The following is a 16,823-nucleotide window of genomic DNA, read 5'->3' as shown; positions in this document are numbered from 1 at the left end:
AGTCTGACAGGGCGGCCGCAAGCGCGCCGCGTTCCGTCTCGCGGGGGTGAGGGACATGGACGAGTTCAGCTGTCTGCGCACGCCGGACATCGTGACGCCGGTCGTACGGCGCCACCCGGGCGCCTGGCTGCACTTCGGGGTGGCGCCCGCCCGGGGCCGCCACCGGGTCCTCTACGCCGAACTGCACGACCTGACGCGCGAGTTGCTCGCCGACGGCCGGGCCGAGGAGTTCTTCTTCCTGCACAAGCACCCCGGCCTTCGGGTGCGCTGGCAGACGACCAGGCCCCAACGCGCCGCCGTCGACGGTCTGTTGCGCCAGCGCCTGGTGACCTGGCGGCAGGAGGGCCTGATCGACGAGTGGCACGCCGGGGTGTACGAGCCGGAGGAGTATCTGTTCGGCGGACCGGTCTCGATGCGCAGCGTCCACCGGGTCTTCACCGCCGACTCACTGGCCTGGCTCGGCTTCCACGGCGAGCCGCACGGCAGCCCCGCCGGGCGGGAGGGAGCGGGAGTCCGCCCGGCGTGGGCCATGTCCCTCCTCATGGTGCGCGCCCTCCTCGACGCCCTGGAGATCGTCGGCTGGGAGGACCTCGACGTGTGGGACCGGCTGCGCCGGCAGACGGGCCGCAGGTACGCGGCGGGCCTGCGCGCGGCGGGCGCCGCGGGCCCGCTCGCCCAGGTCGCCAGGATCGAGGCCGCGTTGCGCGCCGCGTGGGCGGACCAGGAAACCCTGGCCGCCGCACTGCCCGCCGGTGCCGAGCGCCGGGTCGAGGAGTACCGGGCGGCCGTGGCGCGGGCCGGTGAGCGGTGGCTGCGGACGTACTTCACCGCGGGGAACGCGCTCATCGGGCCGCGGGAGGCCGCCGCGTTCGTCATCGTCTTCCACTGGAACAGGGCGGGCCTCTCGGTCCTGCGCCAGACGCTCATCGCGGAGGCGCTGACGGCGCGTCCCGGCGGGGAGCACCGGTGACCGGGCGAGGGGCGTACGGGACCGAGCCGCCCCAGGACACGGTGCTGCTGCGCACGGCGGGCCTGCCGATGCGGCTGTGGTGCGCCGGCGGCTCCCCCGGCCTGTTCCGGCTGATCGCCGAACTGGAGCGCACCGAGGGCGACTTCGCCCGGATGAGCGCCCGGCTCGCCGACGTCATCGGCACGACGCTGGTCCCCCACCCGCAGCTGACGGTCACCGAGCGCCGACTCGCGCTCTCCTCCCGGCGCCGCCTGTACCGCGGCAGGCCGCTCCCCGACGCCGACCACCGGCGCCTCGTCGCCGTCGCACGCCGCGTGTCCCCCGAAGGGCCGCTGGCCCAGGTGCTCCTGGGCGCGCACGCGTCAGCGGCGCAGCTGAGGCAGGTGCGGACCGCCGTGACACGGCGGTACGAGGAGGAGAAGCGCCGCCTGGCACCGGCGGGCCACGCGTTGCTGATGCGCTCGCCCGTCGGCCGGCGCGCCCTGCGGGACGGCACGCTGCCGGTCGGCATCGAGGTGGCCGAACGACTCGCCGCGGGACGTCCCTGGACGGACCGTCAGATGCGCAAGCGCGCGGACTACCTGTGGCGGATGATCGCCCGTGGCGCGGTGAAGGTCACCCCGCGCGGCTGGCTCGGCCATGTGGCCGTGGTGGGCGTGGCGGACGGACCGGCCGCGCCGGACCGTCCGTTCACGCTCACCGACGAAGTGGCGACGGACTGGCGGGAGAACCTCCAGGAGCGGGGCCCGGCCGCCCCGACCGCCGCCACCCGTGTCTCCTTCAACCCGTTCCTGCACGTCACACCCGACCGCCTGGAGGCCCTGGCGCTGCAGGCGGGCGACGACATCCTGCTCACCCCCGTCCGCATCCGGCGCACCCCGCTGGTGAACCGGCTCTACGAACTGCTGCGGGGCGGCGCGCTGCCGCTCGGTGAGCTGGAGGCCGTCCTCGCCCCGCCGTCCGGCACCGGGACGCGCAGCGACGTGCTGCGCCAATTCCTGGTGGGTCTGCACGAGTTGGGGGTGCTGCAGCTGCAGGAGCCCGTTCCGCAGCGCAGGCACGGCTGGCAGCGCCCGGCGCCCGATCCGGCGGTGCCCGTGGAGCGGGTCGACGGCGGCTATCTGGACGTCTACCGCCGCGCCCCGCAGTCCCTGCCCGCCGCGGACCTGGCGGTCCTGCGCGCGTCGATCGGGCAGGCCCTGCGTCTGCACGCGCTGATCGACGAGGACGCCGCGACGGGCCCCGCGGGCACCGCGCCGCCCTTCCTGCACGGGCGGGACCGGCCGGTCCTCGACATCCTGCGCGACCGGATCACCGCGCAGGGCGACACACCGGTGAGCTCGCACATCCCCGCCGCCGAATGGCCCGAGGCCCGCTCGCCGGGGTCGGGGTACGCCCGGCTCCTCGACTGGCTCGACCGCCGGATCGACGGCACACCGCGCACCGGGTCCGTCGACATCAGCACGGAGGTCCTCGACCGCTTCGGCGCCCCCGAGGTCCGCCCCGACTGGCCGCTCGACTGCCTCGTACGGCCGCTGCCCGACCGGAGTTGGGCCCTGGACATCATCGCGCCCGCCGGTGTGTACGACGCCCGGTTCGTCGGCGCCCTGGAGCTGCTGCACGGTCCGCTGCCGCACGTGGAGGCGTACCGCGACTTCCTGCGGCGCCTGGACCGCGACACCGGAGTGCCCTCCGTCGAGCTGCTCTTCCCCGCCCTGTCGCGGTTCGCCGCCAACGCCGTGCGCAGGCCGCTGTACACCGGCTCCTGGACCGGCGACCCGGATCTGCCGGGGTACTGCGAGGAGACGTACGGCGGCCGTCCGCGCTTCGTGCCGCTGGACGAGCTGACCGCCCGCTGGACGGGCGGGCGGGTCGTGATCAGCGACCGCACGGGACCCGTACGCCCGCTCTACCACTCGGCACGCAACGCGCCGCGCCCCTGGGACCAGGTGGCCTCGCTGCTGCTGCGCGACTCGCCGCAGCACGCCGCCCGCCGACGCCGCCTCCGGCACTCCCTGACGGCCCTGCCCAAACGGGACCACGTGCCCCGGATCACCGTCGCGGGATCGCTCGTGCTGTCCGCGGCGCAGTGGCGACTTCCCGTCACCGCGCTGCCCACGGTGGGCGCCACCGAACTGGACAGGGCCGGACAACTGACCGCCCTGCGCGCCCGGTTGGGGCTGCCCCGCTGGGTCTTCCTGTCGGCCGCGCCCGGCGCGGACTCGCCGCTGCCGTGCGACCTGGAGAGCCTCGGGGCGCTGCCCGTCCTTGAGCGCATGGGCGACCTCGCCTTCGCGGCGGGCGGCGTGGCGGTGGCCGAGGAGATGCTCCCCTCCCCGGTCGAGCTGACCGTCGCCGACCTCTCCGACCCCTCCGGCGGGCCCGTGACCGCGGAGCTGATGGTCCGCATCGCCCGCTCCGCCTGACCGGAGCCCCGATCGCTGTCACGCGATGACGGGTGGCAGCCGTGCAACTCCGCTCGCAGTGAAGGGAGGTGAAAGGCGATGGACGGTGAGATGACCGCACCCGACGCGTACCTGGTCGAACGGCTCGACGACGTGGACGCGCTCATCGAGCAGCTGGAGGCCCAGTTCGACGAGGCGCAGCTCCTCAAGGTCGGCACGATGGGCACGACCTCGGGGTGCACCAAGGTCGGCGGCTGCACGGGCAGTTGTCCGTGCACTCAGTAGGCACATGGCTCCTCTCGGAAGGAGGGAGGTGACAGCAATGGACGACGTGAACGGCACCGAGGGCTTCGTGCTCGAAGGGCTCGACAGTGTCGACGACGTGGACGCGCTCATCGATCAGCTGGAGATCCAGTTCGACGAGGCGCAGCTCCTCAAGGTCGGCACGATGGGCACGACCCAGGGGTGTACCGCCGCCACGAAGTGCACCGGCTCCTGCCCCTGCACCCAGTAGGGGCGCCTCCACCAGGGACAAGGTGACTTGTCCAGGTAGCGACAGGACGACCTGTCGATCCATGCCGGGGTGACCCGTCGGCCCACGCCGGAGTGGCCGTCCGTACCTCCCCACCCCGCCCACCACGGGCCGCCGGAGCCGCCCATGCCCGCGGCACCGGCGGCCCCCGTTCCGTGCCGTTCCATCCGCCGCTCCTCCTCCGCGAAAGGCCGCCGCTCCATGACCACCACCCACCGGATCCCGCCCCCGGCCCCCGACCTGCCGCGCCCGATGTCGACGCGCGTCCTGACGGCGTTCGCGGACCTCGCGCCGCTGGGCGCGCGGGGCGAGGAGTACAGCATCGACTTCGGCCCCGCGGTGCTCGCCGCCCTGACCGCGGCCGCCGCGACCGCCGCGGATCCCCGGCAGCCGCCGCCCGCGCCCGCGGCGCGCGCCGTCGCGGCCTGGCTGCGGCAGCTGCGCCAGGGCTGCACCCACCCGGGCCTGTTCGGCTGGGGCCTGGGCGGCTATCTGCTGGGCCTGCGCAGCGCGGCGGCCGTCTGGCCCGGGCTCGGCGGGCTCGCGGGCACCGCCTTCCGGGAACTCGCGGCCTGCTCGGGAAGGTGGCGTACGCAAGGGCTCGCCTGGTGCGACTACGACCTGGTGACCGGGACGGCGGGCACGCTCCTCGCCCTGGCCGCGGACCCGGCCTGCACCCGGGACGACGTCACGCACGCGGTGGGTCATCTGACCGCGCTGTGCGCGCACGCCGATCTGCCGGGGCTGCGGGTGGGCCGGTACAAGGGCGAGGAGATGCGGGGCTGGAACCACGGCCGCGTCAACTCCGGTGTCGCGCACGGCGCGGCCGGGGTCGCCACCGCGCTGTGCAGGGCCGCGGACGCGACCGGCCTCACCGATGAGATCGCCCGGTCGCTGGACCACCTGGCGTCCTGGTATCTCACGCGCTACGACGCGGGCCCGCGCGGCGTCATCACCTGGCCGCCCGCCGGGGACCTGACGCATCTGCCGGGGCGCCCCGTGACGTGGTGCTACGGCACGCCGGGGATCGCCTGGGCGCTGTGGGAGACCGGGCGGGTCATCGACGACGCGCCGCTGCGGGAGTTCGCGCTGCACACCGCCGACTCGTTCCTGCGCGGCTACGACGAGGCGGCGGACCGGCCCGATCTGAGCATCTGCCACGGGCTGCCGGGCCTGGCCCTGGTGTGCGACGCCTTCGACCGGTACACGGACCTTCCCGGGGCAGCGGCGCTGCGCGACCGGCTCGTCGGCAGCCTCGTCGAACGGCTCGACGAGGTCGCCGACTTGGCGGCGTACGACGGCACGCTGCTGACCGGCGCCACCGGGGCCTGCGCCACGCTGCTCACCCTGGAGTCCGGCGACCGGACCTGGCTGGCCGCCTTCGGGCTGCGGTGACAGGGATGCCGACGCGCCGCGCCCTGCTGTGGGGACCCGCGCGCCCGCGAGGGCGCGGCCGCGCCGCCGCGCCGGTGCGCGCCCTGCTGCGGCTGCTGCCCCAGGCGTCGCTGCCGCTGACCGCGGCGCTCGCCGCGCTCGCGCTGATCGATGCCGCCCTGTCGCCCGTGCTGATGCTGAGCGTCGGGGTCCTGATGGGCAGGCTGCCCGATGCGGGCGCCGGGCTCGGCTCGGCGGCGGGGCACGGTGTCCTGACGGCGTTCGCCGTGCTGTGCGGCGTCTATGTGGCCAGTGTCCTGGTGGAGCCTGCCGTCGAGACCACCGCGGGGCGCCTCGGCAGGCAGGTCACCGCGCGCACCGCGCGGCTCGTCCTGCGCGGATCGCTGCGCCCCGCGGGGATCGCCGCCCTCGACGATCCCGCGGTGGCCGACCGGCTGACGCTCGCGCAGGGGCAGGGCACCGGGATGCTGCCGGTGGCGCGGGCGGTGACGGCGCTGCCCGCGCTGTTCTCGGCCAGGGCCGCGGGGGTGACATCGGCCGTGCTGCTGCTCGGCTTCCACTGGTGGGCGCCGCTGCCGCTGATCGCCGCGTGGACGGTGTCGGGCCGCTGGCGGGACCGGGAGGTCCGTCGGGCGGTGGACGTCCAGGCCGGTGCGACGACCGAGCTGCGGCGGGCGGAGTATCTGCGCGGTGTGGCGCTCGACGGCGGCGCGGCCAAGGAGATCCGGGTCTTCGGCCTCGCGCCCTGGCTGGTGGACCGGTTCACCCGGGCGTGGCTCGCCGGGGTGGGCAGGATCGGCGGGAACCGGCGCGATGCGGTGGCCAGGGACGTGGCCGCGGCCCTGCTCCTCGTCGCGGCGCACGCGGCCGTCCTCGTGCCGCTGGCCGTCGAGTCCGCCCACGGCGGCATCGGGGTGGCCCGCACGACCGTGTACCTCCAGGCCGTCGTCGGCACCGCGGCGCTCGGCTGGCTCGGCGACCTGCAGTGGACGCTGGCCAGGGCAAGTGCCGCCGTGCCGCCCGCACTCGAGGTCGCCGCGCTCCCGGAGCGGGACTCCGTCGTCAATGGAGTGCTGCCCGCCGCCGGGCTGCCCGCGACCGGGATCCGTTTCGAGCGGGTGGCGTTCAGCTATCCCGGGGCGCGCCGTCCGGTGTTCGACGCGCTCGACCTCTGGCTGCCCGCGGCCGGTTCGCTCGCCGTGGTCGGCGCCAACGGCGCGGGCAAGACCACCCTCGTCAAGCTCCTCGCCCGGCTCCACGACCCCTCGGCAGGGCGCGTCACCGTGGACGGCACGGACCTGCGCGACCTCGACGTACACAGCTGGCGCCACCAACTCGCGGTGGTATTCCAGGACTTCGTCCGCTACGAACTGCCCGCGCGGGACAACGTCGGCTTCGGCGCGGTGAGCGCGCCGCGCGACGACGACGCCCTCGCGCGGGCCGCGCACCTCGCCGGAATCGGCCCGGCCGTCGCCGCGCTCCCGCACGGCTGGGACACACCGCTGTCGCGCCGCTTCACCGACGGCACGGACCTGTCGGGCGGGCAGTGGCAGCGCCTCGCGCTGGCCCGCGCGCTGTACGCGGTGGAGCACGGCGCCCGCGTCCTGGTCCTCGACGAGCCCACCGCCCACCTGGACGTGCGGGCCGAGGCCGACCTCTACGAACGGTTCCTCGACCTCACCAGGGGCCTGACCACCGTCCTGATCTCCCACCGGTTCGCGACCGTACGGCTCGCCGACCGCATCTGCTACGTCGAGGGCGGCCGCGTCGTCGAACAGGGCAGCCACGACGAGCTGATCGCCCAAGAGGGCCGCTACGCCCGGGCGTTCGCCCTGCAGAGCGCCGCATACGCCGGGGGGACCCATGCGTGACACGCCGCGGGAACCCCGCGCCAGGTCGCGGGCCGCGGCCCTCCTGATCACCACCGCGTTCCGCGCCGACGCCCGCAGGGCACTGCTCGTCCTGGTCCTCGCCCCGGTCGTCGGCGGCTGCGGGGTCCTCAGCGGCCTCGCCATCCGCGAGGCCACCGACGCCGCGCTGCGCCAGGACATCAGGGCCGCTCTGACGGCGGCCGCGCTGCTCGTCGCCGCGGTCGTCACGACGTACTCGGCGGGGGCGTTCGTGTCCGGCCTGCGCATCCACCTCCAGCAGCACGTCGGCCTGCTCCTGGACCGGCGCCTGATGGAGCTGACCGGCGGCATCCCCACCCTGACCCACCACGAACACCCCGACTACCTGGACCGCATGGAGCTGCTGCGCACCCATCGCGGCGAGCTCGGCGGGGCCTTCGGCGCCCTCGTGGAGAACCTGCGGGCGCTGTTCGGCCTCGGCACGACGCTGGCCCTGCTCGGCACCGTCCACCCCGCGCTGCTCGCCCTGCCGCTGTTCGCCCTGCCCACCGTCTTCGCCGCCCACCGCGGCAACGTCCTCGTCGGCCGCGCCGAACGGGACACGGCGGAGCCCGACCGGCTGCGCCGCACCCTCCTCGAACTGTCCTGCTCCCCCGCCGCGGCGCGCGAGATACGCGTCTACGGCCTGGCCGACGAGCTCACCCGGCGCCACGACGCCCTCCAGGACACCGTCCGCCGCGGCCGCGACAGGGCCGACACCTCGGCCGCGCTCTGGTCGGGCGGCGGCTGGCTGGTCTTCGCCACCGGGTATCTCGGCGGCGTCCTGCTGGCCCTCGTCGCGGTGGCGCGGGGTGACGGCACCCCCGGCGACGTGGTCCTGACCCTGGTCCTCGGCGCACAACTCCTGGGATCCGTCTCGGGGCTGGTCGCGCTCGGCTCCTGGCTGCAGCACGCCCTGCGCGCCGCGGGCCACTTCCTCTGGCTGACCGACCACGCGGCGCGCGCGGAGCACACGCCCACCGCCCCCGGGGCGGACCTTGCCGCACCGGCCCCCGGCGCCGAACTCGTCCTGGACCGCGTGTCGTTCACCTACCCGGGCGCGCGCCGCCCCGTCCTGCACGACGTGTCCCTGCGCGTCCCCGCCGGAACCGTCCTCGCGCTCGTCGGCGAGAACGGCGCGGGCAAGACCACTCTGGTCAAGCTCCTGTGCAGGCTGTACGAGCCGACATCGGGGACCATCTCGTACGCCGGAGAGAACATCGCGGACCTGGACGTGCACGCCTGGCGGACGGCCCTGACGGCGTGCTTCCAGGACTTCCAGCGCTTCGAACTGACGCTGCGCACGGCCGTCGGCATCGGCGACCTGCCCCGCGCCGAACTCCCCGGAGCCGTCACGGACGCGCTGGCCAGGGGCGGCGGCGCCGGGCTCCCCGGGCAGTTGCCGCACGGGCTCGACACCCAGCTCGGCCCCTCGTTCCCCGGTGGCGTCGACCTCTCCACCGGCCAGTGGCAGCAGACCGCGATGAGCCGTACGACGATGCGGGAGCGGCCCGCGCTGCTGATCCTCGACGAGCCGGCCGCGAGCCTCGACGCGGCCGCCGAGCACGAGCTGTTCGCCCGCTACACCGCCGCGTCCCGCGCCTCGGCCACGCCGCCCGTCACCGTCCTCGTCTCGCACCGCTTCGCGACGGTGCGCACGGCCGATCTCATCGTGGTGCTCGACGGCGGCCGGGTCCACGAGACGGGCGGGCACGCGGAGTTGCTGGCCCGCGGCGGCCTCTACGCGGAGCTGTACCGGCTCGGCACCCGCGGGAACGCCTGATCCACCGCGCGGCGCGCCCCGCCCCCCTTGTCACACGGATGCCAAATCCCCTCACCAGGACGCGCATCCACAGGCGTAGTGGGCGGTCGAGAAGTGAATTACGTTGCCGGGCCCCGGATCCCTCACCGATCCCGCCCGGAGGAGAACGCTCATGCGGATGCCCGCACAGCATCGCACCGCGGCGGCGGCCGTCGCCGCCGCCTCGTTCGCCGCCCTCGGTCTCGGCGCGGCACCGGCCGCCGCCGAGCCGACCGCGCCCCTGCGGTACGTGGCCCTCGGCGACAGCTACAGCGCCGGATCGGGCGTCCTGCCCCTCGACCCTGCCGCACCCCTGATCTGCGCCCGCACCTCGAAGAACTACCCGCACCTCATCGCCGCCTCGACCGGCGCCACCCTCAAGGACGTGACCTGCGGCGGCGCCCAGACCAAGGACTTCACCCAGTCCCCATACCCGGGTGTGGCCCCGCAGTTCGACGCGCTGAGCGCAGACACCGACCTGGTGACGCTCACCATCGGCGGCAACGACAACAACACATTCATCAGCGCGATCCTCGCCTGCGGCAGCGCGGGCATCGCCACGGGCGGCCAGGGCAGCCCCTGCAAGACCCTCTACGGGAACTCCTTCAAGGACCAGATCGACACGAAGACCTATCCGGCGCTCAAGGCCGCGCTCAACGAGATCAAGACCAGATCCCCGAAGGCGAAGGTCGCGATCCTCGGCTACCCGTGGATCACCCCCGCGCAGGCGGTGCCCGGCTGCTTCGCGAAGATGCCGATCGCGGAGGGCGACGTGCCCTATCTCCGCGATCTCCAGGCCCACTTGAACGGCGCGGCCGAGCGGGCCGCGGGCGAGAGCGGCGCGACGTTCGTCGACATGGCGGCGGCCTCGGACGCCCACGACGCCTGCCGCCCGGCGGACCAGCGCTGGATCGAGCCCGTCCTGTTCGGCACGGACTACGTCCCCGTGCACCCGAACGCCGCGGGCGAGGCGGGCATGGCCGAGCACACGTCCAAGGTCCTCGGCCTGCCGTAACCCCGCACCAGCCCTGGTGCGATCCTTGATCCGTGACCGGCATCAAGTGGCGTACCCGCACAAACCGCTCCACGCGGACCCTTCGAGCAGGCGTCGGCGGCGCGCTGCTGCTCACCCTGCTCGCCGCCTGCTCCGCCGCCGAACCGGCCGGGGACACCGTCCGGCAGCCGCCGGTCGACGCCGCCTTCGACTACCAGCTGGGCGGCGCCTATCCGCCGCCCGCGAAGGTGCGCGCCGTCTCGCGCGACCGCACCGCGGACCCCGTACCCGGCCGCTACAACATCTGCTACGTCAACGCCTTCCAGGCCCAGCCGGGTGCCAAGGCCGCGCGCTGGTGGCAGCGCGAGCACCCCGACCTGGTGCTGCGCGACAAGGACGGCGAGACCGTCGTCGACGAGGACTGGAAGGAACCGCTGCTCGACATCTCCACCGCGGACAAGCGCGCGGCGCTCGCCGAGGTCGTCGGCCGCTGGATCGACGGCTGCGGCACCGCGGGCTTCGACGCGGTGGAGCCCGACAACCTCGACTCCTACGAACGCTCCGAAGGACTGCTCACCGCGGACGACGCGGCGGCCTTCGCCCGCCTGCTCGCCGAGCGCGCGCACCGCGGGGGGCTGGCCATCGCGCAGAAGAACACCACCGATCTCATCGGCGAGCGCCGCAGGATCGGCTTCGACTTCGCCGTGACCGAGGAGTGCGCCCAGTACAAGGAGTGCGGCGCCTACGAGAAGGCGTACAACGGCAAGGTCTTCGACATCGAGTACGAGACGAAGGCCTTCGACGCCGCCTGCCGCACCTGGGGCAAGAAGCTCTCCCTCACCCTGCGCGACCGGGACGTCAGCACCCCCGGCGAGGACAGCTACGTGTACCGGCACTGCTGACCGGCACCGGCCGCCGCGGCCGCGCTCAGCCCCTGCCGTCGTCCGGCGGCGGGGGCGGTGCCGGTGCCCCGCGCGGAGGTGCGATCTTCGCGTACGTCACCGGGGACCCCGCCCCCGCCCCGCTCGCGGCGGCCCGTGCGGGTGTCTCGGCGGGCGGCAGCAGCGCGTCGCGCCGGGCGCCGGGGTCCCAGCCGGTCTCCACGACCCGCTTCTGGACGACGATCGCCCCGAGCAGGACGACCGCGCCGATCAGCAGCATCAGGACGATGCCCGCCGCCTCCCCCGCCTTGGCGGAGTAGCCGATGAGCGTGCCGAACCAGCCGAAGTCGGCGTCCCCGAAGGTGGTGTTCTCCTCGCCGAAGGCGCCGAGGACCTTCAGGAGGAGCGCGGGGAAGAACGTGATCAGGACGCCGTTGACGAAGGCGCCCAGTGCCGCGCCGCGCCGTCCGCCGGTCGCGTTGCCGTAGACGCCCGCGGCGCCGCCGGTGAAGAAGTGCGGGACCAGGCCGGGCAGGACGAGCGCGAGGCCGAAGGCCGGGTGGAAGACCCAGGCGAGCAGTCCGAGGCTGATGAGTCCGCCGATGAAGCTGGAGATGAAGCCGATGAGGACGGCGTTCTGCGCGTACGGGAAGACGATCGGGGCGTCGAGGGACGGCACGGCGCCGGGCACGAGCTTGCGCGCGATGCCCTGGAAGGCGGGGACGAGTTCGCCGAGGATCGTGCGGACACCGAAGAGGATGACGGCGACGGCGATGCCGAACTGCAGGCCCTGCATGACGGATTGCATGACGTAGTCGCCGACGCCGCTCGCGCCCGCGGCGCCGTCCTCGCCGAAGGCCTTGAACGCCGCTTCCTTGCCGACCTTGCCGAGGAAGACGAGCGACATGATCAGGTAGATCAGCACCATGGACAGGGCGGTGGCGACCATCGAGTCGCGCAGGAAGCGCAGCCCTTCGGGGAGGTTCATCTCCTCGGTGCTGCGGCTGCGGCGCCCCACCAGCTGCCCCGTGGCGCCCGCCGCGATGTACCCGGCCGTCCCGAAGTGGCCGATCGCCACGGAGTCGTTGCCAGTGACGCGTTTCGTCCAGGGGTGCGCGAAGGCGGGCATCGCCACCAGCATGATGCCGAGCAGGACGCCGCCGACCACCACGACCAGCCACGACGGCTGGCCCGCGATGGCCAGGACCATGGTCAGCAGCGTGGCCATGAACAGCATGTGGTGGCCGGTCAGGAAGACATAGCGCAGGGGTGTGAAGCGGGCCAGGAGCAGGCTGATGGCGAAGCCGAGGATCATCAGCCAGGCGACGCGGGCGCCGTACTTCTCCTGGGCGATGCCGACGATCGCCTCGTTGGTGGGGATCACGCCGTGCGCCCCGGTGGCGCCCTGGATCATCTCGCCGAGCGGGGCGAGGGCGCCGACCACGAGGGTGGCGCCGGCCCCGATCAGGAGGAAGCCGAGGGTCGCCTTGATGGCGCCGCCGACGACCTGTCCCGCCGACTTCTTGAGCGCGATCAGCCCCGCGGCGGTGATGAGGCCGATGAGGTACGCGGGTTGGCTGAGGATCTCGTTGACGAGAAACTCCGCGATCGACACGAGCCAGTCCATGGTGGTGGTTCTCCTTGCCCGCGCCGTCAGACGTCGTAGGTGTCTCTGAGCACGCGGTCGGCCTCCGCCGTGCTGGTGAAGTCCTCGACGACCTTGACCGGGACGCCGACGTCGCCGAGCGTCCGTGCGATCTCGCGCGAGGTGAGGATGGCGACGGCCTCGTTCGCCTTGCCCTTGGCCGAGATGGTGTCGGTCGCCTCGACGGTGACGGACCGGCTCCAGCCCCAGCGGTCCAGGACGCCCTCGACGGTCTGTTTGAGGAAGAGGCTGGTGCCGACGCCGTTGCCGCACACCGTCAGGATCTTGTGCAGCTCGCCGCCGCCGCGGGCCGCCGCCTTCCGTGGCTCCTCGTCCTGCCGACCGCCGCTCAGCAGGGCGTGCACGGCCTGCGGGGTGGGCGCCTCACGCAGTGCCCGCGCCTGGTCGGGGTCGGCGAGCAGCCGGGCGAGCGCTCCCATCGCCGCGGTGTGTTCGGAGGCGTCCTTGGCGGCGAGGCCCACGACCAGTTCGACGGGGTCGTTGGCCTCGTGCCCGAACGCGACGGGTTCGGCGAGGCGCACCCAGGACATGCCGGTGTCCAGGACGGCGGGCGAGGGCCTGGCGTGCGCGAAGGCGAGCCCGGGCGCGATGACGATGTACGGCCCGTTCTGCTCGACGTTCTCGATCATCTCGGCGGTGTACGTGTCCGTGGCGGCGCCCGTCGCGACCAACAGGTCACCCGCGCGCCGCACGGCCTCGCGCCAGTCGGCCGCCGGGGCGTCGACGACCACGGCGGCCACGGGGAGGAGTTCACTCAGCGCTGCCATGCCCATGATTCTCTCCGACGTGCGCGGCCCGGCACCTCCTGGGCGCCGTTCGGGGGCCGGGCACCGAGTGTGTCGTCCTTCGTCTCCCGCATCAGCCAGACGGTGAGCGCCGTGATGGCCGCGCCGCCGGTGATCAGGAGGGCGACGGGGGTGCTGGAGTCGTACGTGGCGAGCAGGCCGCTCGCGACCAGCGGGGAGCAGCCGGCACCGAGCAGGGTCGCCGTCTGGTAGCCGAGGGAGGCGCCCGTGTACCGCACGCGGGTGCCGAACATCTCGGTGAGCAGCGCGCCGAGCGGGCCGTACATCGTGGACTGGGCGATGCCGTGGCCGATGACGCAGGCCAGGACGAGAAGGCCGGGCCGCCCGGAGTCGACGAGCGCGAGGACCGGGAAGGCCGTGGCGGCGGAGAGGGCCGCGCCGGTGAAGACGACGGGCCTGCGCCCGAAGCGGTCGGAGGCCATGCTGGCCAGCGGCATCATGACCAGTGCGGTCGCGGAGGCCACGGTCACTCCGGTCAGGACCTGCGAGCGCGTGTATCCGTGGTCGACCGCGTACGAGATCAGGAAGCTGGTCAGCAGGGACTGCGCGGTGAACGGGCCGATGCCCACGCACGCGGCGACCAGCACGGAGCGGGGCCTGCGCAGCACTTCGAGCAACGGCGGCCGTGCGGTGCCTTGTTGGGGCCGCTCGCCGCGTTCCCGCCGCTCCGCCGCGAAGAGCGGGCTCTCCTCCACCTTCAGGCGGATGTAGAGCCCGGCGGCGAGCAGCACCAGGCTGAGCAGGAACGGCACCCGCCATCCCCACGCCCGGAACTGCTCGTCCGGCAGCGTGGAGACGAGGGTGACGACGGCCGTGGAGAGCAGGGTGCCCAGCGGCGCGCCCAGCTGGGTGAAGCTGGTCCACAGGCCGCGCGGCCGCTCCCCCGCGTGCTCGGCGACCATCAGCGTCGCGCCGCCCCACTCGCCGCCGATCGCGATGCCCTGCACCACGCGCAGCAGGACGAGCAGGACGGGCGCCCAGACGCCGATGACGTCGTACGTCGGCAGGAGGCCGATGAGGAAGCTGCCCGCGCCCATCATGACCATGGTCATGAGCATCATCGACTTGCGGCCCACGCGGTCGCCGAAGTGTCCGAAGACGATGCCGCCGAGCGGGCGGGCGACGTACCCGGCGGCGAAGGTGCCGAACGCGGCGATGGTGCCGACCGCGGAGTCGGCCTCGGGGAAGAACAGGTCGCCGAAGACGAGGGCGGCGACCGTTCCGTACACCAGGAAGTCGTAGAACTCCACGGCCGTGCCGAGCAGACCGGACAGGGCGACCCTGCGCAGCTGCGGGGTACTTCGCTGCGCCGGTGGGGCGTCGGGCATGACTGCTCCTCGTGGCGGCCAGGGCCTGTCCGGCGGATCAGGCCGCGTGCGGGTGGCGCCCACTCTTCGGTGCTGGTGGGCGGGGTCTGATGCGTGCAGATGCACGGCGGAGGGGGGCGGCAACGCTGTGGGGAGGCCCTAGTTGTAGAAGCGGGACAGACTGCGCAGGACGCAGGCGGGCTTGGTGGCGTCCTCGATCTCGACGGTGCCGTCGACGGCGATCTGCACGCCGCCCCGCACCTCGTCCACGGAGGCGAGCACGGCGCGCAGCCGGATGCGCGATCCGACCTTCACGGGTGCGGGGAAACGCACCTTGTCCAGGCCGTAGTTGACCTTCGTCGTGACGCCCTGGACGTCGAGCAGATCGGTGAAGAGGGGGATGAAGAGGGAGAGCGTGAGGTAGCCGTGCGCGATCGGGGCGCCGAAGGGGCCTTCGGCCGCGCGTGCCGGGTCGGTGTGGATCCACTGGTGATCGCCGGTGGCGTCGGCGAAGGTGTCGATCCGTTCCTGGGTGACCTCGATCCAGTCGCTCGCGCCGAGGTCGCTCCCGGCGAGCTTCTTGAGCTCGTCGAGGCCGTTGACGGTGGTCGTGGTGGTGCTCATGTGTCCTTCTTCCAGGCGTGATTGAGGGAGGCGGGTGCGGTTCAGGAGGCGCCGTAGCGGCGGCGCAGCGCGGGTTTGAGGAGCTTCCCTGAGGCGGTGCGCGGCAGCTCGTCGGCGAGTACCGCGGACTTCGGGATCTTGTACTTGGCGAGGCGCCCCGCCAGCGAGGCGAGCACGTCGTCGAGGTCGGGGGCCGTTCCCTCGCGCGCGACGATCACCGCGCGCGGCACCTCGCCCCACTTCTCGTCGGGCACACCGATCACGGCGCACTCCTCGACGTCGGGGTGGGCGAGCAGGGCGCTCTCCACCTCGGCCGGGTAGATGTTCTCGCCACCCGAGATGATCATGTCCTTGAGTCGGTCGGCGACGGTGATGTACCCGTCGGTGTCCCGGCGCGCGGCGTCCCCCGTGCGCAGCCACCCGTCGGCGAAGGCGGCGGCGCTCTCCCGCGGGAGGCCCCAGTAGCCGGACATGACGTTCGGGCCGTCCACCAGGACCTCGCCCGCCTCCCCCACCTCCGCGTCCGTGAGATCGGGGCGGACCACGCGGACGTCCGTGAAGAAGTGCGGCACCCCGGCCGAGCCCGCCTTGCTGACGGCGTGTTCCGCGTCCAGGTAGAGCACGCCGGGTGACGTCTCGGTCATGCCGTAGCCCTGCTGGAAGGCGAGGCCGCGCTCGGCGTACGCGGCGATGAGCGGGGCCGGGACGGGGGCGCCGCCGCACATCAGGACGGCGAGGGTGCTCAAGTCGGTGACGTCCCAGCGGGGTTGGCGCGCCATCTGCTCGTACATCGTGGGCACCCCGAACATCGCGGTGACGGCGTGCCGCTCGATGAGGCCGAGTGTCGCTTCGGGGTCGAAGGACTCGACGAGGACGCAGGTGCCGCCCTTCAGGAGGGTCGGCAGGGTCAGCATGTTCAGGCCCGCCGTGTGGAACAGCGGGGCCGTGACGAGGGCGGTGGTGTCGGCCGTCAGGTCGGTGTCGACGAGGACGTTGACGGCGTTCCAGGTGAGATTGGCATGGGTGAGCATGGCGCCCTTGGGGCGGCCCGTCGTGCCCGAGGTGTACATGATGATGCTGACGTCGTCCCCGGTCACCGCCTCGTCGAGCGGGTCGGGGACGGCCGACGCGATCAACTCCTGGTAGCGCGGGCCCACTTCGACGCGGGTGCGCAGGGCGGGCGCGAGCCCGGTGAGCCGCTCGGCCGCCTCGGCGTGGGCGGGGGCGTGGATCAGGGTGGCCGCACCGGAGTCGTCGAGCTGGTGCTCGAGTTCGGGGACGGCCAGGCGGGTGTTGAGCGGCACGAAGACCGCGCCGAGCACGCCCGCGGCGAAGAACGTCTCCAGGAAGGCGGGGTGGTTGGGGCCGAGGTAGGCGATCCTGTCGCCTCGCCGCACGCCCGACTTCCGTAGCGCGCGGGCCAGTTGTGTGGTGCGGGTATGGAGTTCGGCGTACGAGGTGGTGGCCCCCTCGTGCTGGAACGCCGTGCGGTGCGGGGTCTTGCGGGCCCGGCGTGCGGGCCAGGATCCGATTCCTTCGTTACGCATGGCGCC

Annotated in this window: 14 protein-coding genes; 9 read left to right on the top strand and 5 right to left on the bottom strand. The window is 73.6% G+C overall.

The genetic code is table 11. From position 1 onward, the window contains the following. Positions 1–55 precede the first annotated feature (55 nt). The 9 genes from ACFWZ2_RS07525 (at position 56) to ACFWZ2_RS07485 (ending at position 10,888) form a co-directional block, all read left to right on the top strand. Positions 56–970: a thiopeptide-type bacteriocin biosynthesis protein gene (locus tag ACFWZ2_RS07525; RefSeq protein ID WP_384543254.1), complete on the top strand. Its 915-nt coding sequence runs from the start codon at positions 56–58 to the stop codon at positions 968–970. Next, positions 967–3,396 carry a lantibiotic dehydratase gene (locus ACFWZ2_RS07520; RefSeq protein WP_384543251.1) on the top strand — a complete coding sequence of 810 codons (2,430 nt, stop codon included), beginning with the start codon at positions 967–969 and terminating at the stop codon, positions 3,394–3,396. Before ACFWZ2_RS07525 ends, ACFWZ2_RS07520 begins: the two co-directional genes overlap by 4 nt. 78 nt (positions 3,397–3,474) lie before the next feature. Next, positions 3,475–3,660, top strand: coding sequence for a hypothetical protein (locus ACFWZ2_RS07515; RefSeq protein WP_384543248.1), 186 nt, complete (start codon positions 3,475–3,477; stop codon positions 3,658–3,660). Positions 3,661–3,688: 28 nt separating this feature from the next. Further along, entirely contained in the window at positions 3,689–3,889 is a 201-nt protein-coding gene (locus ACFWZ2_RS07510; protein ID WP_384543245.1) for a hypothetical protein, read from the top strand. Between the two features lie 219 nt (positions 3,890–4,108). Next, on the top strand, positions 4,109–5,302 hold the full coding sequence (locus tag ACFWZ2_RS07505; RefSeq protein ID WP_384543243.1) for a lanthionine synthetase LanC family protein: 1,194 nt from the start codon (positions 4,109–4,111) through the stop codon (positions 5,300–5,302). 5 nt (positions 5,303–5,307) lie between these two features. After that, on the top strand, positions 5,308–7,173 hold the full coding sequence (locus ACFWZ2_RS07500; RefSeq protein ID WP_384543241.1) for an ABC transporter ATP-binding protein: 1,866 nt from the start codon (positions 5,308–5,310) through the stop codon (positions 7,171–7,173). Beyond that, positions 7,166–8,974 carry an ABC transporter ATP-binding protein gene (locus ACFWZ2_RS07495; RefSeq protein ID WP_384543239.1) on the top strand — a complete coding sequence of 603 codons (1,809 nt, stop codon included), beginning with the start codon at positions 7,166–7,168 and terminating at the stop codon, positions 8,972–8,974. Before ACFWZ2_RS07500 ends, ACFWZ2_RS07495 begins: the two co-directional genes overlap by 8 nt. 157 nt (positions 8,975–9,131) lie before the next feature. Further along, the gene (locus tag ACFWZ2_RS07490) at positions 9,132–10,007 is read left to right on the top strand and encodes an SGNH/GDSL hydrolase family protein (RefSeq protein WP_384543237.1); all 876 of its coding nucleotides are present in this window, start codon (positions 9,132–9,134) and stop codon (positions 10,005–10,007) included. 32 nt (positions 10,008–10,039) lie between these two features. Further along, positions 10,040–10,888, top strand: coding sequence for an endo alpha-1,4 polygalactosaminidase (locus tag ACFWZ2_RS07485; protein WP_384543234.1), 849 nt, complete (start codon positions 10,040–10,042; stop codon positions 10,886–10,888). Between the two features lie 25 nt (positions 10,889–10,913). On the opposite strand, the gene ACFWZ2_RS07480 is transcribed toward ACFWZ2_RS07485, so the two are convergent. The 5 genes from ACFWZ2_RS07480 to menE all read right to left on the bottom strand — a co-directional run bounded on the left by ACFWZ2_RS07480 (position 10,914) and on the right by menE (position 16,817). After that, positions 10,914–12,494 (bottom strand): PTS ascorbate transporter subunit IIC, encoded by a 1,581-nt coding sequence (locus tag ACFWZ2_RS07480; RefSeq protein WP_384543232.1) that lies wholly within the window; start codon positions 12,492–12,494, stop codon positions 10,914–10,916. A gap of 26 nt (positions 12,495–12,520) precedes the next feature. Continuing rightward, positions 12,521–13,300 (bottom strand): PTS sugar transporter subunit IIA, encoded by a 780-nt coding sequence (locus ACFWZ2_RS07475; RefSeq protein WP_384543229.1) that lies wholly within the window; start codon positions 13,298–13,300, stop codon positions 12,521–12,523. Next, a complete protein-coding gene (locus ACFWZ2_RS07470; RefSeq protein ID WP_384543226.1) occupies positions 13,288–14,667 on the bottom strand; it encodes an MFS transporter in 1,380 nt (459 codons plus the stop codon). The genes ACFWZ2_RS07475 and ACFWZ2_RS07470 overlap by 13 nt, the downstream gene beginning before the upstream one ends. 138 nt (positions 14,668–14,805) lie before the next feature. Next, positions 14,806–15,270, bottom strand: a complete 465-nt coding sequence (locus tag ACFWZ2_RS07465; RefSeq protein ID WP_384543224.1) for a MaoC family dehydratase — start codon at positions 15,268–15,270, stop codon at positions 14,806–14,808. 41 nt (positions 15,271–15,311) lie between these two features. Further along, positions 15,312–16,817, bottom strand: coding sequence for an o-succinylbenzoate--CoA ligase (gene menE / locus ACFWZ2_RS07460; protein ID WP_384543221.1), 1,506 nt, complete (start codon positions 16,815–16,817; stop codon positions 15,312–15,314). Between the last annotated feature and the right edge of the window lie 6 nt (positions 16,818–16,823).

Source organism: Streptomyces sp. NPDC059002 (assembly GCF_042740435.1).
Lineage (GTDB): Bacteria > Actinomycetota > Actinomycetes > Streptomycetales > Streptomycetaceae > Streptomyces.
The sequence above is the reverse complement of the archived record's forward strand: the minus strand, read 5'-3'. Positions and strand labels throughout refer to the sequence as shown.